This is a genomic window from Planotetraspora kaengkrachanensis (assembly GCF_016862895.1).
Taxonomy (GTDB): domain Bacteria; phylum Actinomycetota; class Actinomycetes; order Streptosporangiales; family Streptosporangiaceae; genus Planotetraspora; species Planotetraspora kaengkrachanensis.
The window spans coordinates 64,070-84,925 of sequence record NZ_BONV01000004.1 but is presented as its reverse complement, the minus strand read 5'-3'; the positions used below and the strand labels follow the sequence as shown (position 1 = coordinate 84,925).

21 protein-coding genes and 1 tRNA gene are annotated in these 20,856 nt (G+C 68.9%); 12 read left to right on the top strand and 10 right to left on the bottom strand.

Annotation, left to right across the window (positions count from 1 at the left end; genetic code table 11):
• Positions 1–117 precede the first annotated feature (117 nt).
• The 5 genes from acs (at position 118) to Pka01_RS06795 (ending at position 5,532) form a co-directional block, all read left to right on the top strand.
• Complete coding sequence (gene acs, locus Pka01_RS06815; protein WP_203881750.1) at positions 118–2,094, top strand: acetate--CoA ligase; 1,977 nt, start codon at positions 118–120, stop codon at positions 2,092–2,094.
• 130 nt (positions 2,095–2,224) lie between these two features.
• On the top strand, positions 2,225–3,427 hold the full coding sequence (gene nhaA, locus Pka01_RS06810) for a Na+/H+ antiporter NhaA (RefSeq protein WP_203881749.1): 1,203 nt from the start codon (positions 2,225–2,227) through the stop codon (positions 3,425–3,427).
• 20 nt (positions 3,428–3,447) lie between these two features.
• Positions 3,448–3,939, top strand: coding sequence for a phage holin family protein (locus tag Pka01_RS06805; RefSeq protein ID WP_203881748.1), 492 nt, complete (start codon positions 3,448–3,450; stop codon positions 3,937–3,939).
• Positions 3,929–4,849 (top strand): alpha/beta fold hydrolase, encoded by a 921-nt coding sequence (locus Pka01_RS06800; protein ID WP_203881747.1) that lies wholly within the window; start codon positions 3,929–3,931, stop codon positions 4,847–4,849. Before Pka01_RS06805 ends, Pka01_RS06800 begins: the two co-directional genes overlap by 11 nt.
• Positions 4,850–5,058: 209 nt before the next feature.
• On the top strand, positions 5,059–5,532 hold the full coding sequence (locus tag Pka01_RS06795; RefSeq protein ID WP_203881746.1) for a DUF309 domain-containing protein: 474 nt from the start codon (positions 5,059–5,061) through the stop codon (positions 5,530–5,532).
• 308 nt (positions 5,533–5,840) lie between these two features.
• On the opposite strand, the gene Pka01_RS06790 is transcribed toward Pka01_RS06795, so the two are convergent.
• Positions 5,841–7,025 (bottom strand): MarP family serine protease, encoded by a 1,185-nt coding sequence (locus tag Pka01_RS06790; protein WP_203881745.1) that lies wholly within the window; start codon positions 7,023–7,025, stop codon positions 5,841–5,843.
• 71 nt (positions 7,026–7,096) lie between these two features.
• Between Pka01_RS06790 and Pka01_RS06785 the strand changes: the two genes are divergently transcribed.
• Complete coding sequence (locus Pka01_RS06785; protein ID WP_203881744.1) at positions 7,097–7,720, top strand: HEAT repeat domain-containing protein; 624 nt, start codon at positions 7,097–7,099, stop codon at positions 7,718–7,720.
• Here Pka01_RS06785 and Pka01_RS06780 read toward each other — a convergent pair.
• Both Pka01_RS06780 and nth read right to left on the bottom strand, forming a co-directional pair.
• Complete coding sequence (locus Pka01_RS06780) at positions 7,667–8,299, bottom strand: NUDIX hydrolase (RefSeq protein ID WP_239114789.1); 633 nt, start codon at positions 8,297–8,299, stop codon at positions 7,667–7,669. The two genes, Pka01_RS06785 and Pka01_RS06780, sit on opposite strands and share 54 nt — an antisense overlap.
• Before the next feature lie 152 nt (positions 8,300–8,451).
• Complete coding sequence (nth, locus tag Pka01_RS06775; protein ID WP_203881742.1) at positions 8,452–9,171, bottom strand: endonuclease III; 720 nt, start codon at positions 9,169–9,171, stop codon at positions 8,452–8,454.
• An 85-nt stretch (positions 9,172–9,256) separates the two neighbouring features.
• Between nth and Pka01_RS06770 the strand changes: the two genes are divergently transcribed.
• Positions 9,257–9,937, top strand: coding sequence for a Crp/Fnr family transcriptional regulator (locus tag Pka01_RS06770; protein WP_203881741.1), 681 nt, complete (start codon positions 9,257–9,259; stop codon positions 9,935–9,937).
• On the opposite strand, the gene Pka01_RS06765 is transcribed toward Pka01_RS06770, so the two are convergent.
• From Pka01_RS06765 to Pka01_RS06745, 5 genes are all read right to left on the bottom strand, one after another.
• A complete protein-coding gene (locus Pka01_RS06765; protein WP_203881740.1) occupies positions 9,934–10,725 on the bottom strand; it encodes an MBL fold metallo-hydrolase in 792 nt (263 codons plus the stop codon). The genes Pka01_RS06770 and Pka01_RS06765 overlap by 4 nt on opposite strands.
• Positions 10,722–11,567, bottom strand: a complete 846-nt coding sequence (locus Pka01_RS06760; RefSeq protein WP_203881739.1) for an NUDIX hydrolase — start codon at positions 11,565–11,567, stop codon at positions 10,722–10,724. The genes Pka01_RS06765 and Pka01_RS06760 overlap by 4 nt, the downstream gene beginning before the upstream one ends.
• 235 nt (positions 11,568–11,802) lie before the next feature.
• Complete coding sequence (locus Pka01_RS06755) at positions 11,803–12,267, bottom strand: RidA family protein (protein ID WP_203881738.1); 465 nt, start codon at positions 12,265–12,267, stop codon at positions 11,803–11,805.
• Positions 12,267–12,419 (bottom strand): Sp36 family protein, encoded by a 153-nt coding sequence (gene sp36 / locus Pka01_RS06750; RefSeq protein WP_203881737.1) that lies wholly within the window; start codon positions 12,417–12,419, stop codon positions 12,267–12,269. Before sp36 ends, Pka01_RS06755 begins: the two co-directional genes overlap by 1 nt.
• A gap of 20 nt (positions 12,420–12,439) precedes the next feature.
• Complete coding sequence (locus Pka01_RS06745) at positions 12,440–13,393, bottom strand: slipin family protein (RefSeq protein ID WP_203881736.1); 954 nt, start codon at positions 13,391–13,393, stop codon at positions 12,440–12,442.
• Positions 13,394–13,624: 231 nt separating this feature from the next.
• On the opposite strand from Pka01_RS06745, the gene bagA reads away from it, so the two are divergent.
• Positions 13,625–14,653, top strand: coding sequence for an ATPase BagA (gene bagA, locus Pka01_RS06740; protein ID WP_239114788.1), 1,029 nt, complete (start codon positions 13,625–13,627; stop codon positions 14,651–14,653).
• A 40-nt stretch (positions 14,654–14,693) separates the two neighbouring features.
• Positions 14,694–15,848 (top strand): ATPase BagB, encoded by a 1,155-nt coding sequence (bagB, locus tag Pka01_RS06735; RefSeq protein WP_203881735.1) that lies wholly within the window; start codon positions 14,694–14,696, stop codon positions 15,846–15,848.
• 197 nt (positions 15,849–16,045) lie between these two features.
• Here bagB and Pka01_RS06730 read toward each other — a convergent pair whose 3' ends face one another.
• Complete coding sequence (locus Pka01_RS06730; RefSeq protein WP_036326687.1) at positions 16,046–16,342, bottom strand: WhiB family transcriptional regulator; 297 nt, start codon at positions 16,340–16,342, stop codon at positions 16,046–16,048.
• Between the two features lie 258 nt (positions 16,343–16,600).
• Between Pka01_RS06730 and Pka01_RS06725 the strand changes: the two genes are divergently transcribed.
• Positions 16,601–18,808: a transglycosylase domain-containing protein gene (locus tag Pka01_RS06725; RefSeq protein WP_203881734.1), complete on the top strand. Its 2,208-nt coding sequence runs from the start codon at positions 16,601–16,603 to the stop codon at positions 18,806–18,808.
• A 121-nt stretch (positions 18,809–18,929) separates the two neighbouring features.
• On the opposite strand, the gene Pka01_RS06720 is transcribed toward Pka01_RS06725, so the two are convergent.
• The gene (locus Pka01_RS06720) at positions 18,930–19,385 is read right to left on the bottom strand and encodes a GatB/YqeY domain-containing protein (protein ID WP_203881733.1); all 456 of its coding nucleotides are present in this window, start codon (positions 19,383–19,385) and stop codon (positions 18,930–18,932) included.
• A 69-nt stretch (positions 19,386–19,454) separates the two neighbouring features.
• Between Pka01_RS06720 and Pka01_RS06715 the strand changes: the two genes are divergently transcribed.
• Positions 19,455–20,369: a metallophosphoesterase gene (locus tag Pka01_RS06715; RefSeq protein ID WP_239114787.1), complete on the top strand. Its 915-nt coding sequence runs from the start codon at positions 19,455–19,457 to the stop codon at positions 20,367–20,369.
• A gap of 62 nt (positions 20,370–20,431) precedes the next feature.
• Positions 20,432–20,505, top strand: a tRNA-Pro gene (locus Pka01_RS06710).
• The last annotated feature ends 351 nt before the right edge of the window (positions 20,506–20,856 follow it).

Genomic DNA, 20,856 nt, shown 5'->3' with positions numbered 1-20,856 from the left:
CCTACCAGGATTACTTGTACTTTGCGCCCCTGGCCTGGTGAAGTGAGACACGACATCCACGGCTTGGCCGAGGCGGCCGAACGAAAGTGATTCCACAACGCTGTGAAGGAGTACGGAGTGGCCCCCGATACCCCCGGTCACGAGACCCAGGAGACGCTGTCGAACCTGCTGAGCGAGACGCGGCGGTTCGCCCCACCGGCCGACCTGGCAGCGGCCGCGAACATCACGGCGAGCGCCTATGAGGAGGCCGCCGAGGACCGGCTCGCCTTCTGGGAGCGCGCGGCCGAGCGGCTGACCTGGGCCCAGCCCTGGGAGACCACCCTCGAGTGGAATCCCCCCTTCGCGAAGTGGTTCATCGGCGGCAAGCTGAACGTCGCCTACAACTGCGTCGACCGCCACGTCGAGGCCGGCAGGGGCGACAAGGTCGCCTACTACTGGGAGGGCGAGCCCGACGGCGACAGCCGTACGATCACCTACGCCGATCTCCAGGTGGAGGTCTCCAAGGCGGCCAACGCCCTCGAGGAGCTGGGCGTCCGCAAGGGCGACCGGGTCGCCATCTACATGCCGATGATCCCCGAGCTGCCGATCTCGCTGCTCGCCTGCGCGCGCATCGGCGCGATCCACTCCGTGGTCTTCGGCGGCTTCTCCGCCGCGGCGCTCAAGAGCCGCATCGACGACGCCGACGCCAAGATCGTCATCACGGCCGACGGCGGTTACCGGCGCGGGGCGCCGAGCGCGCTCAAGCCGACGGTCGACGAGGCGGTCGAGCAGTGCCCGAGCATCGAGCACGTCCTCGTCGTCCGCAGGACCGGCCAGGACGTCGCGACGACCGACAAGGACGTGTGGTGGCACGACATCGTCGACCGCCAGCCGTCCGAGCACGAGCCCGTGCCGCACGACGCCGAGGACCCGCTGTACATCCTGTACACGAGCGGCACCACCGGGAAGCCCAAGGGGATCCTGCACACCACCGGCGGCTACCTCACTCAGGCCGCCTGGACGCATCACGCGGTCTTCGACCTCAAGCCGGAGACCGACATCTACTGGTGCACGGCCGACATCGGCTGGGTGACCGGGCACTCCTACATCGTGTACGGCCCGCTCGCCAACGGCGCGACCAGCGTGATCTACGAGGGCACCCCGGACACTCCGCACCGGGGCCGGTTCTGGGAGATCGTCCAGAAGTACGACGTGACGATCCTCTACACCGCGCCGACGGCGATCAGGACGTTCATGAAGTGGGGCGACGACATCCCCGCCAAGTACGACATGTCCTCGCTGCGCGTGCTCGGGTCGGTCGGTGAGCCGATCAACCCCGAGGCGTACGTGTGGTACCGCGAGCACATCGGCGGCGACCGCTGCCCGGTGGTCGACACCTGGTGGCAGACCGAGACGGGCGCCATGATGATCAGCCCGCTGCCGGGCGTCACCGCGGCCAAGCCGGGCGCGGCGATGCGACCGCTCCCCGGCATCGTCGCCGACGTGGTCGACGACCAGGGCGTGTCCGTGCCCGACGGCGGCGGCGGCTTCCTCGTCGTCCGCGAGCCCTGGCCGTCGATGCTCCGCACGATCTGGGGCGACGACAAGCGGTACATCGACACCTACTGGTCGCGCTTCGACGGGATGTACTTCGCCGGCGACGGCGCCAAGCGCGACTCGGACGGCGACCTGTGGCTGCTCGGCCGCGTCGACGACGTCATGCTGGTCTCCGGCCACAACATCTCGACCACCGAGGTCGAGAGTGCGCTGGTCAGCCACCCGAAGGTCGCCGAGGCCGCCGTCGTGGGAGCGACCGACCCGGTCACCGGCCAGGCGATCGTGTCGTTCGTGATCCTGCGCGGCAACGCTGAGGAGGGCGCGGACATCGCCGCCGAGTTGCGCACCCACGTGGCCAAGGAACTCGGTCCCATCGCCAAGCCGCGTCAGATCATGATCGTGCCCGAGTTGCCCAAGACCCGGTCCGGCAAGATCATGCGTCGCCTGCTCCGCGACGTGGCGGAGAACCGCTCGCTCGGTGACGTCACCACGCTCACCGACAGCTCGGTGATGAACCTCATCGCCGAGAAGTTGCCGGCCGCCAAGAGCGAGGACTGAGCCGATCGGTCCGTCGAGGGGCGCGGGTGCTCGGCACCCGCGCCCCTTCGCGTGCTTGGGTAACCTTGTCCGCAGGTGTGCCGGGAGTCTGGTTCGGCGAACTGACAGCAGCCGATCCACAGGGGAGACGATGGACCGACCCGCCCAGGGGCGGCCGCCCAGGTCCGCCCTCGCCTACGCCCAGCGGATGGCCGAGGCGCTGCGAACGGAGACCATCGGCGGAGTCGTGGTTCTCGTCGCCACCGCCATGGCCCTGATCTGGGCGAACTCCCCGTGGAGCCCGTCGTACGACGCGCTCAGGAATGCCGTCGTCGGCCCGATGGACCTGACGCTCCGCCAGTGGTCGGCGGAGGGCCTGCTCGCGATCTTCTTCTTCGTCGCCGGCCTCGAGATCAAGGAAGAGTTCGCCCACGGCGAGCTGAGAACCCTGAAAAGAGCCGCTCTGCCGGTGCTCGCCGCCTTCTCGGGCATGGCCGTACCGGCGCTGTTCTACCTGGCGGTGAGCTGGGGCGCCCCGGGAGCCGGCCGAGGGTGGGCGATCCCGATGGCCACCGACATCGCGTTCGCCCTCGCCGTGCTCGCCGTGACGGCCTCGGCGATGCCCACCGCACTGCGCGTCTTCCTCCTCACGCTCGCCGTCGTCGACGACCTCGGCGCGATCACGGTGATCGCCCTGTTCTACAGCGAGAAGGTGCACGTCCTGCCGTTGCTGGGGTCGGCGGTCGTCCTGGCCGTTTACGGGTTCCTGCAGCGGCGGCGGTTCCGCAATCCGGCCGTTTACCTGGCGCTCGGCCTCGCCGCCTGGAGCCTCATGCACGAGAGCGGCGTGCACGCCACGGTCGCCGGAGTGGTGTGCGGGCTGCTGACCAGGACCGGAAGCGAAACGGACGGATCGCCCTCGCCCGCGCGACGTGCCGCGCACTTCGCGCGTCCCCTCTCCGCCGGTCTGGCGGTCCCAGTGTTCGCGTTCCTCGCGGCGGGGGTGCGGCTGGACCCGGCGTCGCTCGGCTCGGTCTTCACTGACAGGATCGCCCTGGGCGTCGTGGCCGGACTGGTCGCCGGCAAGTTCGCGGGCGTGTTCGGCGGGGCCTGGCTGTCGGTGCGGCTCGGGTTCGCGCGGATCAGCGACGACCTGCGCCGGCGCGACCTCGCGGCGGTGTCGGTCCTCGCCGGGATCGGCTTCACGGTCTCCCTGCTCATCGGCGAACGGGCCTACCCGGGCTCCGATCGCGTGACGACGGCCGTCCTGGCCGCCAGCCTGATCGCAGCGGCCCTCGCATCCGCCCTTCTTCACGTGCGCGTACAGGCGCGAACACGACATGATGTCCCGTAGACGCAGATAGGAGATCGCTGATGCCCGAGGACGAATCGCTCGGTGCCCTGGTCGCTCAGGCCAGTCATCAAATCTCGACCCTCGTCCGTTCGGAGATCGAGCTGGCCAAGGCCGAGCTCAGGTTCGACGCGAAGCGGGTCGGCATGGCCGCCGGGCTGTTCGGGGCCGCCGCCTTCATCGCGCATCTGTGCCTCATCCTGGCCTCGTTCACCATCGCGTACGGGCTGGTCGCGCTCGGGCTGTGGACGTGGGTGGCGTTCCTCATCGTCACGATCTTCTATCTCCTGGTCGCCGTGGCGATGAGCTTCATCGGGTACCGCCGTCTCAAGGGCCTGGCAGGGATGAAGCGGACCGCCCGGTCGCTGAAGGGCCTCGCGAGCGGCCCGGAGGAGGGCAAGACCACGGCGGCCGCCCCCGCGACGTCCACACCCGCTCCTCCGTCCCCGCCGTACACCGGCCCCACCGCCGGGCAGGTCGGCGCACACCGGGAGTCCATCAGCGATGGCACTTGACGAGTCCGTGGTCCGGATCGAGGGCCCGTGGACCCACCGTGACGTCCACGCCGGAGGAACCCGGTTCCACGTCGTGGAGGCGGGTGAGGGGCCGCTGGTGCTGCTGCTCCACGGCTTCCCCCAGTTCTGGTGGACCTGGCGGCACCAGCTCGTGTCCCTGCCCGCCGCCGGATACCGCGCCGTCGCCGTCGATCTCCGGGGATACGGCGCGAGCGACAAGCCTCCCCGCGGCTACGACCTGCCCACACTCGCCGTCGACGCCGCCGGGCTGATCCGGGCCCTCGGCGAGACGGGGGCCATCGTGGTGGGCCACGACTGGGGCGGGCTGCTCGCCTGGACGATGAGCGTGCTCGACCCGAAGGTCGTGCGCCGCCTGGTCCCCGTCGGCGCTCCCCACCCCCTGCGGATGCGCGCGGCCCTGCTGACCGACTTCTTCGGGCAGATACGGGCCAGCGGGCACGCCCTGGCGTTCCAGGTCCCGATCATGCCGGAACGCCGGCTGACGGCCGACGGAGGCGCGTTCGTGGGGCGTCTGCTCGATGCGTGGGCGGGCCCGCAGTGGCCTCCCGGCGACGTGCGGCGCACGTACCAGGACGCGTTCCGCGTTCCGGGAGTCGCCCACTCGGCTCTGGAGTACCACCGCTGGTTCGGGCGCTCCCAGCTCCGGCCGGACGGGCTGCGCTACGCCAGACAGATGCGGAAGGAGATCGAGGCGCCCACCCTGCAACTGCACGGATCCCTCGACACGTGCGTGCTCCCCCGGACCGCCCAGGGTTCCAGCCGGTACGTCGCCGCGCCGTACCGGTGGAGGCAGATCGACAGGGCCGGACACTTCCCGCACGAGGAGCGGCCTGAGCGGTTCGACAACGAATTGATCTCCTGGCTCACCGATCCCGAGCCCGACCGATGACCCCCAAGCCCACCTCCCCCTTGGGCGTGATCATGCACAAGTTCGTGGAAAGGCCACCTGACCTGGCCGCTTTCCGATCGTGATCATGCACAGGTTCGGCAAGAGCCAGCCCGACCTGCGAAAACCCCCTTCGTGATCATGCAAGAGTTCTCGATCAATAACCATGAACAGGCCGACAACTGTTCGTGATCATGCGATGCGGAGAAGACATGCGCGACCGTGATGAAGCAGGCAGACCACGCAGTTCCCGCCCTCGGGACGACTTCGGCAGGCCCCTGCCGTACGGCACCGCAGGCGTGCCGCGCGTTCCAGATGACTACGCGCCGGACGCCCGGGAGGCAATTGACGAGGCGCGTCGTTATCTCGAGACCGGCCACCCGTTCCACGCCCATGAGGTGCTGGAGGCCCGCTGGAAGACCGGCCCCTCCGACGAACGGGAACTTTGGCAGGGGCTTGCCCAGATATGCGTTGGACTCACCCATGTTCAGCGGGGCAACCCGTCCGGCGCCGTCGCCCTCCTGACCCGCGGAGCCGCTCGTCTCGGCTCGTACGGCTCTCGCCGGCCGTTCGACCTGGATCTGCGGGCGATGACCCTGGCCGCCGACCAGATCATCGTTGAGATCGACTCGGGGACCCCGGACGCGAACTCCGCGATATCGCGCATAGTGGGACATCTCAAGTGACCCACGGCTCAACGGCTGTGCCTGATCACAAATCGTGAGCATGATCACGCTTGAGATTCACGCAGGTCGGCCCGCACGAAGCCGAATCCGCGCATGATCACGAGCGGCGTCCGCGCAGGTCGCCGCACGTGCCACCGAACCTGTGCATGATCACGCCGGGTGTCCGCGCAGGTCGCCGCACGTGCCGCCGAACCTGTGCATGATCACGCCGGGTGTCCGCGCAGGTCGCCCGGCCCTTCCACGAACCTGTGCATGATCACACCCAAGGGGTCACCCAAGGGGTCACCCAAGGGGGTCACCCAGGTGAATCAGTCGCATTCTTGGGTGCCTACTCGGGCTGTCGCGGCGCTGCCGTCTTCGGCGTCCGGGAGGACCTCCTCGGCCGTCAGCGCGTAACCCGTCTCCGGCTGGTCGGTGGCCGCCGCGAAGATCACGCCGAACACCTTGCCGTCCGGGCTGAGCAGCGGCCCCCCCGAGTTGCCCGGCTGGACCTTGCCCCGGATCGCGTAGACCTCACGGTCGACCTTGCGGTGGTTGTAGATGTCGTACGACTCGGCTCGCTGCTTGACCCTGATCCTCGCGGCCAGCGGCGTGAACCCGTGCCCCTTGGGGTAGCCGGCGATGACCGCGTCGTCGCGACTCTCGGCCGAGTAGTCGAAGCGGAGCGCCTGCACCTGCAGGTCCGGCACGTCGAGGATGGCGATGTCCCTGTCGGGGTTGTAGAGCACCACACGGGCGTCGTGGCCCGCCCCCGTGGAGTCGGTGACCCGGAGATCCCGCGTCACGCCTGCGACCACGTGGGCGTTGGTCATGATCTTGTGGGGCGCGTAGACGAATCCGGTGCCCTCGATGCGCTTGCGGCACGTCGGGGCGGTGCCCTGGACCTTCACGATGGACTTGCGCGCCCGGGTCAGATCCGGGCTGCCCTTCAGGACCCCCTCGTCGGGCGGCGCCACGTTCTGCCCCCCGATGGAGGTGATCACCTGCGGCCATTCCGAGGAGTCGACGAAGTCCCTGAACGGCTTCTGCAGCGCCCGGACACCACTGGGGATGGCGTCGTCGACGGTCTGCCAGACCACCGAGCCGTTCACCTGGTCCCTGATCACGGCGAAGCTCATCGAGACCATCAGCGAGCCGAGGAGCCACGCGATGATCAGGACGGACAGGCCGCTGGCCACCGAGCCCCCGAAGGCGTCGACGGTTTTCGCGGGTTCCCACGTCACATGGCTGCGGACCACGGCCCCGATGGTGGACGACGCGAACTGGCCCACGGTCGCGGCGAGGAACACCACCACGATGGCGAGCAGCGCCCGTTCCGTGTCTCCGCTCACGATCGCGCCTGCGATCGGTGGCGCGACGAACATTCCGAGTACGGCACCGCCGACGAACCCGATGAAGCTGAAGGCCCCGATGATGAAGCCCTGCCGATAACCGGATACGGCGAAGGCCACCACGAGGCCGATCAGAATGAGGTCCAGGAGATCACCGCGCACAGTTTCAACGGTATCCAGCCGCGCCCGTCATCGTGCAGGCGTCCCGCAGGTCTCCTCGATATCGTGACGTCATGGAGGCAGGGGACGGGCCATCCGATGACGATGAGGCCCAGCGCGAGCGGACCCGGCGGGAGCCACACGGCGATCGAGAATCCGGTGTCGACAGGCTCATCCAGATCGCCCTCGGCGACACGGACCCGGACGGGACCACACGGTGGCAGACCATCACCACGCTGCAGGCACGAGGAGACCTCGAGACGTTCACGGTGGCCAGGCGCCTGTGCGCGAGCGCGTCCGTGAACGAGCGGGTGCTCGGCGTGGACATCCTCGGCGAGCTCGGCCGTGACCGGCCGTTCGCCGACAGGACCCTGCCCATCCTGCGCTATCTCGCCGTGAGCGAGACCGATTCCCATGTGCTCTACTCGGTGCTGATCGCGTTCGGGCACCTGCGCGACGTACGCGCCCTCCCGTCGGTGATCGAGCTCGCCGGGAGCGACGATCCCGTCGTCCGGTACGGCGCCGCCTACGCGTTGCCCAACGTCATGGGTGATCCCCCCGACCCCACCGGGCTCGCCGCGCTGCGGCGCCTGACCTCGGACGAGGACGAGGACGTCGCCGACTGGGCGGCGCTCGGCCTGACGCTAACCTCGGGCGGCGAGGTCCAGGACCTCGGGCGGCAGATCCTCGATCCGTGACCGGTCCCACGGCCGCTCGAATCCCGTCGCGGCCAGGACCCCGTCGAGCACTCCGGCGGTGAATCCCCACACCAGCAGACCGCGTACGCGGAACGCCGGATGGGACGCGGCTCTGGTGGGATAGCGGAGCTGGAGCCGGTTGGCCGGATCGACCAGTTCGGCGATGGGGACGCGCTCCACCGACTCCACCTCGTCCGGCGAGGCCGCGTGCACGGCGCACGGCGTGTGCCACCAGGCCAGCACGGGCGTCACGCGGTTGTGGCTGCGCGAGACGTACAGCTCGGGCATGGTGCCGACCACCTCGACGCCCTCCGGGTCGAGGCCGGTCTCCTCCTCCGCCTCACGCAGGGCCGCGCCGGTCGGGCCGTCGTCGTCGGGGTCGAGACCGCCGCCGGGGAAGGCGGGCTGCCCGGCGTGCACCCGCCCCTTGGAACTGCGCTGGATGAGCAGGATGTCGGGCCCTTCCGGCCCCTCGCCGAACAGCAGCAGCACCGCGGCACGCCGGCCGTCGCCGTTCGGGGGCGGCCGCAACGCCGCGGGAACCCGGGTCCGTACGGCTCCCGCCGCCAAGTCGGTCAACCAGCCGGGAACCACGAGCACCTCCGATTAGCGCTGGCTCGGCCCCTCGGGGGCCTGAGCCGACCAGCCTGCCGTACAACGACCGCGGACCGCTGAGGCTTCCCGCTGAGGAGAGGAAAACGCGCCCGGCGCGCAGGAACCGGCCCCCGGGCTCAGGAGAACGGGCCCGTCTTGACGAGCTTGCGGGCCTCTTCTGGGTCGGTGGGGCCGGCGCCGTACGACGGGCAGAGCGCCGCGAGCGGGCAGGCGCCGCAGGCGGGCTTGCGTGCCTGGCAGATCCGCCGGCCGTGCCAGATGAGCCGATGGGACAACATCGTCCACTGGGACTTGGGGATGAGGTCGCCGACCTCGTGCTCGATCTTCACGGGATCGGTCTCCGTGGTCCACCCGAAGCGCCGGGACAGCCGCTGGAAATGGGTGTCCACGGTGATCCCCGGCACGTCGAAGGCGTTTCCGAGCACCACGTTCGCGGTCTTGCGGCCGACGCCCGGCAGCTTGACCAGTTCGGGGAGCGAGCCGGGAACCTCGCCCTCGTGTCGTTCGCAGAGCGCCTGAGCCATGCCGATGATGCTGTTCGCCTTCGCCCGGAAGAACCCGGTCGATTTGATGATCCCCTCGAGCTCCGCGCGGTCCGCCGCCGCGAAGTCAGCCGCTGTCCGATACTTCGCAAAAAGCACCGGAGTAACCATATTTACCCTTTTGTCCGTACACTGCGCCGAGAGGATCGTGGCGACCAGCAGTTCAAGGGGGTTGCCGAAGTCGAGCTCACAATGGGCGTCAGGATAGGTTTCGGCCAGGATTCGATTGATCCGCCGGGCACGACGCACCAGAGCGAGCCTGGACTCGGCCGCCGATGGAACTTTGCGGGACACCCCGTAAGCCTATGCGGAAGGCGTGGGTCACAATGGCTAAGCACGGAGCCGACGACCGAGCGCGAACCACAGTAAAGGAGGCACCGTGAGCACCGAAGAAGTACTGAGCAAGGCTCCCCTGTTCTCCGCGCTCGACAGTGAGAGCGCCGCGGCGCTGCGGACCAGCGTCACCGAGGTCGAACTGCCCAAGGGCCGCACCCTCTTCAGTGAGAACGAGACGGGAGACCGGCTCTACGTGGTGCTCGAGGGCAAGATCAAGTTAGCGCGAACAGCGCCCGACGGCCGAGAGAACCTGCTGAGCGTCCTCGGGCCGGGCGAGATGTTCGGCGAGCTGTCCCTCTTCGACCCCCGCCCCCGTACGGCGTCCGCCATCGCGCTGACCGACGTCCGGCTCGCCGGGCTGGGGCACGACGACCTCCGTCCGTGGCTGACCGGACGTCCCGAGGTCGCCCTCCATCTGCTGCGCGCGCTCGCGCAGCGGCTCCGCCGCACCAACGACGTGCTGGCCGACCTGGTCTTCACCGACGTTCCCGGCCGCGTCGCCAAGCAGCTGCTCGACCTGGCCGACCGCTTCGGCAAGAAGACCGACGACGGCATCCGGGTGCACCACGATCTCACCCAGGAGGAGCTCGCCCAGCTCGTGGGCGCCTCACGGGAGACGGTCAACAAGGCTCTGGCCGACTTCGCCCAGCGTGGCTGGCTGCGCATCGAGGCCAAGGCTGTCGTGATCATGGACAGGGAGCGGCTCTACAACCGCTCGCGCTAAAGCCTCTTGAGGTAGTTCAGCTGGGCCGCGACCGACATCTCGGCGGCGGGCCAGAGCGATGTGTCCACGTCGGCGTAGACGATCTCGACGATCTCGCGGGCGTCCTTGGCCCCCTGCCTGATGGCCTCGCGGATCTGGTCGAGCCGCTGCCGCCGGTGCGCGATGTAGGCGTCGAGCACGCCGACCGGGTCGGGCAGCACCGGCCCGTGACCGGGTAGCAGCGCCTCGGCCTCCAGCATCTCGGCGCCGTGCCTGAGCCTGTCGAGGCTGTGGAGGTAATCGCCGAGATCCCCGTCGTGCGCGATCACGGTGGTTCCCCGGCCGAGGATCGTGTCACCGGTGAGCATCGCCCGGTCCTGCGGCAACCAGAAGCACAACGAGTCGAACGAGTGCCCCGGTGTGCCGACGATCCTGACCTCCGTGTCGCCGGCCGTCACCACGTCCCCGTCCGCGAGTCCCTCCTCGCCCAGCCGGTGCCGGGGATCGAGCGCGCGGACCGGCGCGCCCACCATCTCGGCGAACCGCCTGGCGCCGCCGCTGTGGTCCTCGTGGCCGTGCGTCAACAGAATCGCCGTCACCCTGCGGTCGCCCAGGTGGCCGGCGACCCGCTTGAGATGCGTCTCGTCGTCGGGCCCCGGGTCGACGACCAGCACGTCGTCCGAGAGACCGACGACCCAGGTGTTGGTGCCGTCCAGGGTCATCGGCGACGGGTTCGGGGCCAGCAGGTTGATCGCGCCGGCCGTACCCGATCCGTCCGGTCCGTCGACCGGGATCCGCAGCCCGCTCATGCCGTCTCCCGCTTCTGCGTGGGGAGGCGGTAGTCGATGTCGGGGACGTCCAGGACGACCTGTCCGTCATGTTCCCTGGCGGACGGCAGGAAGGTCGTGATCGTCTGGTCGTTCGAGAACACGTCGTCGATCCTCTCGAACGCCGCAATCTCGGTCAATGTGTGAAATGTCGGTGGCATGAGCATGATTTCGCCCGCCCGGCCCCGGACGAGCGCCGTGTCCGGCGTCATCCACGCCACGACGTCCGCCTCCCCGCCCACATCGCGCGTCCGCTGGCCGGCGGGCAGGGCGGCCACGAAGAACCGTGTGTCGAACCGCCGGGTCTCGATCTCCGGCGTGATCCAGTGCGCCCAGGCCTTCAGCAGGTCGGACCGGAGCACGAGCCCGCGCCGATCGAGGAACTCGGCGAACGACAGGGTGTGGTCGACCAGCGCGAGGCGATCGGCCTCCCAGTCGTCGCCCGTGGTGTCCGCCACGACCGTCTCCGGACTGGGCCCGGCGAGCAGGACTCCGGACTCCTCGAAGGTCTCCCGTACGGCGGCGCAGACCAGGCCCCTGGCCGTCCGCTCGTCGGCTCCGAACGACTCGCCCCATTCGGCGGGCGACGGACCCGCCCAGGCGACGGCGTGGTCGCTGTCCCGCGGGTCGACCGAACCACCGGGGAACACGTAGGCGCCCGCCGCGAAGGCCATCGTCGCCTTGCGCTTCAGCAGGTAGACCTCGAAGGGGTCGTCCCGGAGCAGCACCACGGTGGCGGCGTCACGGGCGGGGACGGGCACGATGCGGCCGGACAGGATGCCGCGCGCACGCTCCCCGAACTCTCCCGGCAGTGGAATGCCCATGTGCGCCTCCAGTAGAACATCACTCGGTTTTCCCGGCCTCATGGTATTCGCGCCGCCGCGCCCTGGGGATGGGGGCGTGCGGGAGACGGCCGGCGAACTGCCCGAAAAATCCGGAAACCGGGGACGGCGCGAAAGCGGGAGGAAAGCAGGGAGAGCCGGAGAAGGGGCCGGCGGACGGCCCCTTCTCCGAGGATGTGCGGTGATCGCGCCCGGCGAGCCCGGGACGCGCCGCGAGTCAGGCGTGGAGTTCGGCGATGATCTCGACTTCCACGGGGGCGTCGAGCGGGAGTACGGCGACGCCCACAGCGCTTCTGGCGTGCTTGCCCGCGTCGCCGAAGACCTCGCCGAGCAGTTCGCTCACGCCGTTGACGACCTGAGGCTGCCCGGTGAAGTCGGGAGCGCTGGCGACGAAGCCGACGACCTTGACGATCCGCGCGACGTTCGACAGGTCCCCGGCCACGGACCTGAGGGCCGCGATCGCGTTGAGCCCGCACACGCGCGCGAGCTCCTTGGCCTCCTCCGCCGAGACCTCGGCCCCCACCTTGCCGGTGGCGGCGAGCTTCCCGTCGACCATCGGCAGCTGGCCGGAGGTGTATACGTGGTCGCCCGTCCGCACGGCGGGCACGTAGGCGGCCAGCGGGGGCACGACCTCGGGCAGGACGAGCCCGAGGCCGGCGATCCGCTCTTCCGGCGTCGCCATCACTTGGGCCGCTTCATGTAGGCGACGAGTTGCTCGGGGTTGGGCCCGGGGACGATCGAGACGAGCTCCCAGCCGTCCTCTCCCCAGTTGTCCAGGATCTGCTTGGTCGCATGCGTCAGCAGCGGCACCGTGACGTATTCCCACTTGGTCATGCGCACAGGCTATCGATGCGTCAGGCCTTGCCGCCGTCGCCTGTGCCGTTCCCCAGCGGAGCCTCGATCCGGAGGCCCTCCCCGGGCGCACCACCGGGCAGATCGGCGGGCAGATCGGCGGGCGGCTCGACCGCCGGCAACTCGTCGAGCGTCTCCTCCACGGGCTCGGGCTCCGGATCCTCCGCCACCGGGGCGGGGGGCCGCTCGGCGGCGGGGGCCATCCGGTCGAAGAAGCGCAGCAGTTCGACGGGCATCGGCATGACGAGCGTGCTGTTCTTCTCCGCCGCGACCTCCACGACGGTCTGGAGCATGCGCAGCTGCAGGGCCGCGGGGTCGGAGGACATCTGCCGCGCGGCCGCGGCCAGCCGCTTGGAGGCCTGGAACTCGCCGTCCGCCGTGATGATGCGGGCCCGGCGCTCGCGCTCGGCCTCGGCCTGACGGGACATCGACCGCTTCATGCCCTCGGGAAGCACGACGTCCTTGATCTCGACCCGCTCGATCCTGACACCCCAGGGACCCTCGGTCGGCTCGTCGATGACGACTTTCAGCTTGGCGTTCAGCTCGTCCCTGTCGGACAGGAGCTGGTCGAGCTCGGACTGGCCGATGACCGACCGCAGGGACGTCTGGGCGACCTGCGAGACGGCGTAGAGATAGTTCTGCACGTTGACGAAGGCCTTGATCGGCTCGATGACCCGGAAGTACACGACCGCGTCGACGCGGACCGACACGTTGTCCCGGGTGATGCCCTCCTGCGCGGGAACCTCCATCGTGACGATCTGCATGTTGACCTTCTGCATCCGGTCGACGACCGGGATGATCAGGTGCAGGCCGGGCCCGCGCACGTCCGGCCGGATGCGGCCCAGCCTGAAGATGATCCCGGTTTCGAACTGCTGGACGACGCGCACGCCGCGGGCGACGGCGATGAGCGCGAGTACGACCAGGATCACGACGAACGGGAACAGTACCGACTCCATTGCCGGCATCTCCTTAGTGGGCGCGTTAGGGGGGATACGCCCGAAAACCAAGTCTTACCCAAGCGACGTCCAAGCCGTCATGCGTGGTTCCCCACGAAGTCGACCGAGATGAATCGGGATATGACCGTTGGGTAGCCTTCGAAGCGTGGGCGAGTGGAGCAGGCCGGCCGACCGGCGCAGCTGTGGCGGGTCCCGCGTGACGACCCCGTCAGGCAGGCCGGAGGAGGCGAAGTGAAACAGCCAGCCCGCAGGAAGAGCACGTCCCGTGACACCGACTGGGAGGGCGTGCGACTGCACGTCGTGACCGGGAAGGGCGGGACCGGCAAGACGACCGTGGCCGCGGCCCTCGCCCTGGCCTTGGCCGCGGGCGACCGCAAGGTGTTACTCGTGGAGGTGGAGGGACGGCAGGGCATCGCGCAGGTCTTCGACCTCCCGCCCCTGCCGTACGAGGAGCGGAAGATCGCCGTGGCGCCCGGAGGCGGCGACGTCTACGCGCTGGCGATCGATCCCGAAGAGGCCATGCTCGACTACCTCGAGATGTTCTACGGCATCAAGCGCATGGGCAAGGCGCTCACCCGGATGGGCATGATCGACTTCGCCACGACCATCGCGCCCGGTCTGCGCGACGTCCTGGTGACCGGCAAGACCAGCGAGGCCGTACGGCGGCGCAACGGCTCCGGGCGCAGGGTCTACGACGCGATCGTCATGGACGCGCCCCCGACCGGCAGGATCGCCCGGTTCCTCAACGTCACCCAGGAGGTCGCCGGGCTGGCCAGGGTCGGCCCGGTCAAGAACCACGCCGACATGGTCCGGGGCGTCCTCGCCTCACCGGAGACGGCCGTGCACTTCGTGACGCTCCTGGAGGAGATGCCCGTCCAGGAGACGCTCGACGGCATCGACGAGCTGCGCGCGGCCAAGCTCCCCGTCGGCGGCGTCTTCATCAACATGGTCCGGCCGACGACGCTGCCGGACGCCGTCCTCGACGCCGCCGCCGCCGACCGGTTCGACCTGTCGGAGCTCGCCCTGGGACTGAAGGCGGCCGGCCTCGCGGACGGCAAGTCCGACGCGTCCCTGATCGCGGAGGCCCTCGCCCTGGAGATCGCGGAGCACGCCACGCGTACGGAGCTGGAGAGGCGCGAGCGCGACACGCTGGACACCGCCGGCGTCCCCCGGTACGACCTGCCCCTGCTGGCCGACGGCGTCGATCTCACGGGCCTCTACGAGCTCGCCGAGAGCATCCACGACCAGGGCGCGGCATGACGGCGACGCACCCGCCCATCCAGGCAGAAGAGGTTGAGCTGTGAGCAGGACCGCCCCCGCGCTGGACATCGACGCGATCCTGGACGACGACGGGACGCGGATCATCGTGTGCTGCGGGTCGGGCGGCGTCGGGAAGACCACGACGGCGGCGGCGCTGGGACTGCGCGCCGCGGAACGCGGGCGCTCGGTCGTGGTGCTCACCGTCGATCCCGCCCGGCGACTCGCCCAGTCGATGGGCCTCACCGAGCTCGACAACACCCCACGTCGCATCATGGGCAACGGCACCGCGGACGACAGGGTCGACGCGGCCAACGGCGGCGAGCTCCACGCGATGATGCTCGACATGAAGCGGACCTTCGACGAGATCATCGAGGCCCACGCCGACCCCCAGCGGGCTCAGCAGATCCTGACCAACCCGTTCTACCAGTCGTTGTCGTCGAGCTTCTCCGGCACGCAGGAGTACATGGCCATGGAGAAGCTCGGCCAGCTCCGCCGTTCGGGCGACTGGGACCTGATCGTGGTCGACACCCCGCCGTCGCGGTCCGCCCTCGACTTCCTGGACGCGCCAGAACGGCTCGGGCGGTTCCTCGACGGACGGCTGATCCGCATCCTCACGGCCCCGGCCAAGGCAGGGGGACGGAGCGCGTTCAAGCTGCTCAACGCCGGATTCGGCATCGTCGCGGGCATGTTGACCAAGGTGCTCGGAGCACAGGTGCTGAAGGACATCCAGACCTTCGTCTCCGCCCTCGACGCGGTGTTCGGCGGTTTCCGGCAGCGGGCCGAGCAGACCTACCGCCTCCTGCAGGCGCCCGGGACGGCCTTCCTCGTCGTCGCCGCGCCGGAGCGCGACGCCATGCGCGAGGCCTCCTACTTCGTCGAACGGCTGGCCGACGACCGCATGCCCCTGGCCGGGGTGGTGGTCAACCGGGTGCACCGGGCCTCGGCCTCCACACTGTCCGCGGCCCGGAGCGCCGCCGCCGCCGAGGATCTGGAGGCGCGCGGCGAACACGACCTGACCGCCGCCGTGTTGCGGCTGCATGCGGGCCGCATGCAACTCGCCGCGCGTGAGCAGCGGGAACAGGAGCACTTCACCTCCGCGCACCCCACGGTGCCGCTGGCTCAGGTGCCCGCCATGCCGGAAGACGTCCACGACCTGGCGGGACTGCGCCAGATCGGACGGCTCCTCGCGTCGTAGTCCGACGCGTTCGTCTCGGTCACCGTGCCACGCGGTGACGGCGTGGTCATGGTGATGAATGGAGGGGGAGGCGCAGGGCGCGCCCGCCACGAGACCCGAACGGCCGGGGTGCCGGCCGTGAAATCAGACTGACCCGGCGATGGTGACTCGGGCCGAGATGCCGCATGGGTGTGCGGTGGTGCCCAGCCGGTCGGGGGTCAGCCGGCGATCAACTCGTTGGTGCGTTCGTACTCTTCCTTGGCTGATTCGAGCAGGTCGCGCCAGGAGTCGACGTCGGGTCGCCGCCTCAGCAGCGCTCTGCGTTCCCGCTCGGTCATTCCGCCCCAGACCCCGAACTCGATGCGGTTGTCCAGTGCATCGGCGAGGCATTCGGTACGGACAGGGCATCCTCGACAGATCAGCTTCGCCCGGTTCTGTGCGGCGCCTTGCACGAAAAGCGCGTCAGGATCCGCACCTCGACAGGCGGCACGGGAGGTCCAATCCGTGATCCACATGTTCGACCCCACTCCCCTTAGGTGGTCAGTCGTCACTTCGGCCGACGGGCGCGGGCGTCGAGCCTCCTTGTAGCAGTTGCCGCAGAGGAGAACGTACGCAAGGAGACGATCGGACCGACAGTCCCCGGGGGGACCAATTTCTCGCATGGTCATGTCAGGCCATGTGGCCGGGAATAACTAGTCATCCTCGGCAAGCGGTAATGCAAGCTGGTGCAATTGGTGCCGATCACGTGACCTATCCGACGTACCCTTGGATCCGTGCAAGCTAAGGGCAAAAGCCGGGCGTCGGCTTTCTGGAACCTTCTGCGGCTGATCGCCGCGGCCGGCGTGGCCGGTCTCCTGGCGGCGGCCGTCGTCCTGCCCGCCGTCGGCGGCGCGGGTGTCACGGTGAAGTCGGCGACCGAGGCCCTACGGCTCGCACCGGAGGACCTGCCCGAACCTCCGCTGCCCGAGAAGACGACGTTCCTCGACGCCAAGGGCAAGCCGTTCGCCCAGTTCTACTGGCAGAACCGCGTGTCGGTGTCCCTCAACCAGATCGCCCCGATCATGCAGAAGGCGATCGTGGCGATCGAGGACTTCCGGTTCTACGAGCACGGCGCGCTCGACCTCGAAGGCACGAGCCGCGCCCTGATCAAGAACGTCACCACGGGCGGGGTGACCCAGGGCGGCTCGTCCATCACCCAGCAGTACGTCAAGCAGGTCCTGTACAACATGGCCGACTCGGACGAGGCCAAGGCCGCCGCCGTCGCCCCCACGTTCTCGCGGAAGCTCAACGAGATCCGCTACGCGATGGCGATCGAGAAGAAGTACTCCAAGGACGAGATCCTCAACCGCTACCTCAACATCGCCTACTACGGCGCCAGCGCGTACGGGATCGAGGCCGCCTCCCAGCGCTTCTTCGGCAAGCACGCCTCCCAGCTCAACCTGACCGAGGCGGCCACGCTGGCGGGAGCCGTACAGGACCCGAACAGGACCGACCCCAACCGGGGCAAGGTGACCAGCGATCGCCTCCTCGAGCGGCGCAACACGGTGCTTGACCGGATGGCCGAACTGAAGATCATCACTCCGGCCGAGGCGGCGGAGTCGAAGGCGAAGAAGCTCGGCTACAAGGACGTGGCGATCCCGGGCGGATGCGGGGAGAGCGCCTACCCGTACTTCTGCCTCTACGTCAGCAACGAGATCAGGAACAACCCGCAGTTCGGTAAGACGCCCAAGGCCCGTGAGGACTTCCTCAACCGCGGCGGCCTGACCATCAAGACCACGCTCACCCCGAAGATGCAGAAGGCCGCGGAAAAGGCGATCAAGAAGTACGTCAGCACCTCCGACAAGCCGGTGGCGTCCGAGGCGCTCGTCGAGCCGGGAACGGGCGCGATCCGGGCGATGGCCTCCAGCCGCAAGTTCGGCCGGAACAAGAAGAAGAACGAGATCTCCTACAACATCGTGGCGAACGCGGCCCACGGTGGCGGGAGCGGTTTCCAGGCCGGATCGACCTTCAAGGTGTTCACTCTGGTGACCGCCCTCAAGGAGGGCCTGAAGTTCAACGACGGGTTCAAGGTCGGCGGCACGTTCGAGGCCCACGCCTACGCGGACTTCAAGAACTGCAAGGGCCAGAACGTCGGAGCTCCAGGCGTGGCTCAGCACAACTCCGAGGGTGGCGAGGGCGGGTTCGAAAGCCTCCAGACCGGCACATGGGGATCGGTGAACACCTTCTTCATGACGCTGGAGCGGAAGGTCGGCCTCTGCAACGTGGTCAAGACCGCCAAGGACATGGGGATCAGCCGCTCCGACGGCACGAAGCTCCGCGAGGTGCAGACCTTCACCCTCGGCGCCAACGAGATGGACCCGGTCACCGTCGCCTCCGCGTACGCCACGCTCGGGGCGCGCGGGAAGTACTGCAAGCCCATGGCGATCACCGCCGTGATCGACCGGAACGGCAAGACGACGTCGTTCAAGCCGTCGTGCAAGCGGGTCATCGAGCCGGCGATCGCCGACGCGACGAACAACATCCTCGAGGGTGTCTTCACCAAGGGCACGATGTCCGGCGTGGGCGGCATCGGCAGGGACGCGGCCGGCAAGACCGGAACGGGCGACCAGTCGCGGACCGTGTGGTTCGCCGGCTACACCCCGGAACTGGCCGGAGCGGTCAGCCTCGGCGACCCGCGCGGACCGGTGAAGTACCCGCTCAGCGGCGAGACCATGAACGGGCGCCAGTACGGCTCGGTGTTCGGCGCCACGATCCCCGGCCCGATCTGGAAGGCCACCATGATCTCGGCGCTGAAGGGGATCGACGCGACCAGCTTCACCCGCCCCGACATGTCGAGGTTCGGCGGCTGTAGCCAGGCCTGCGCCCCCAAGCCGCCACCGGACAAGGACAAGGACAAGGATCCCGACCATCCCGAAGGCCCCGGCGGCCCAGGGGGTCCCGGTGGTCCCGTCACTCCCCCGATCGTCCCGCCCGCTCAGTGACGATGTGAAAGCCCTCCCCGCCGATGGCGGGGAGGGCTTCGTCGTTCCCGGGTGAGTCCCCGTGGGGACGGCCTGCGGGCGCTCTCAGGCGCTGAGACGGGCTCGTACGGCCCGGGCGGCCTCAGGCGCTGAGGCGGGCCCGTACGGCCTGGGCGACCCGGCCGCCCTCGGCCCGGCCGGCGACCTTGGGGTTGAGGACCTTCATGACCTGCCCCATCGCCTTGGGGCCGGCGGCGCCGCTCTCCGCGATCGCCTCGTCGACGAGCGCCCCCAGCTCCTCGTCGGACAGCTGAGCGGGCAGGTACTCGTCCAGGACGGCCTGCTCGTCGAGCTCCGCCTGAGCCTGCGCGGCGCGGCCGGCGTTGGCGAAGGCCTCCGAAGCCTCTTTGCGCTTCTTCGCCTCACGGGTGAGGACCTTGACGACCTCGTCGTCCGAGAGCTCCCGCGCTTCCTTGCCCGCGACCTCCTCGACCCCGATGGCGGCCAGCGCCATCCGGATCGTCCGGAGCCGCACCTCGTCGCGGGCCTTCAACGAGGTCACAAGATCGGCCTTCAACTTGTCCTTCAACGCACTCATGGATCCATCTTGCCGTGTCAGGGGCCGGGTTCTCGCCAGGTTATGTCTGAGGGGCGACAGCGGTCGGGCATGATTGGCTGTGTGAGGAAAGCCACCGCGATTCCCTTGTCCATCCTCGGTCTCGGTGTGGCCGGTCTCGGCTACGCGTCCGTCGTGGAGCGGAACTGGTTCCGCCTTCGCCGCTTCGACGTGCCCGTACTCGCCCCAGGGCAGCGCCCGGTCAGGATTCTGCAGATCTCTGATCTTCACCTCACGCCGGGACGCTCGAGGCTGATCAACTGGGTGCGGTCGCTGGCCTCCCTGGAGCCCGACCTGGTGGTCAACACCGGTGACACGCTGGCCCACCCCGACGCGATCGGGCCGTACATGCGGGCCGTGGAGCCGCTTCTGGACCGGCCGGGCCTGTTCGTCTACGGATCCAACGACCTCTACGCACCACGGCCGAAGAACCCGGCCCGGTATCTGTGGCGCACGTCCAAGAACGACTCGCGGCAGCACATCCCCAACCTGCCCTGGGCGGAACTGGGAGCCGCCATGACGGAGGCGGGCTGGGTGGACATGAACAACGCCACCGCACGCTTGAAGGTCGCCGACCTGGACGTCCACGTGGGCGGCATCCACGACTCCCACATCGACCGGGACCGATACGACGAGATCGCCGGGCCCGCTCCCGCCGACGCCGATCTTCGCCTGGGCGTCATGCACTCGCCCGAGCCCCGGAACATGTCTCGGTTCGCCGCGGACGGATATCAACTGCTGCTCGCCGGCCACACGCACGGCGGCCAGCTGTGCATCCCGTTCTACGGGGCCCTCGTGACCAACTGCGGGATCGACCGGGCTCGCGTGAAGGGGCTGAGCAGGCACGAGAGCTCCTGGCTCCACGTGTCCGCCGGCCTCGGAACCTCGCCTTACGCCCCGGTCAGGTTCGCCTGCCCGCCCGAGGCCACATTGTTGACCTTGGTTCCCCGCCGCCCGGCACGCTGACGCACAAGCACGCACAAAGTCCGCTAGACTTGCCGAGTCGCAGGGCAGGACGACTGCGACACCGGGGTGTAGCGCAGCTTGGCAGCGCGCTTCGTTCGGGACGAAGAGGCCGTGGGTTCAAATCCCGCCACCCCGACCCAGAAGTACCAGCTGAGAGGCCGGTTCCGATCATCGGAACCGGCCTTCTTCGTCTCCTGAGTGACTAACTGAGTGACTATCCATCCAAGACGGTCGCCTACGGATCTCCTAGATTCTGGACTTGCCACCGCCAGTTGGAGCACGGCAGCAACGTGCGAGCAGTCCCAGGAGCTAAACCACCGAGAAATGCCACGGGCACCCAGAGTGTTTGGAATTTTCCGCTCTCGATCCGCGCCCACTCCATCTCGGCTGATCGGGCACCGACAGTGATAAGCCCATCCTGCGTACACGAGACTAGAATTTCGCCCGAATCCGACTGAACTGGGAGGATTGTCTGATAAATCTGACC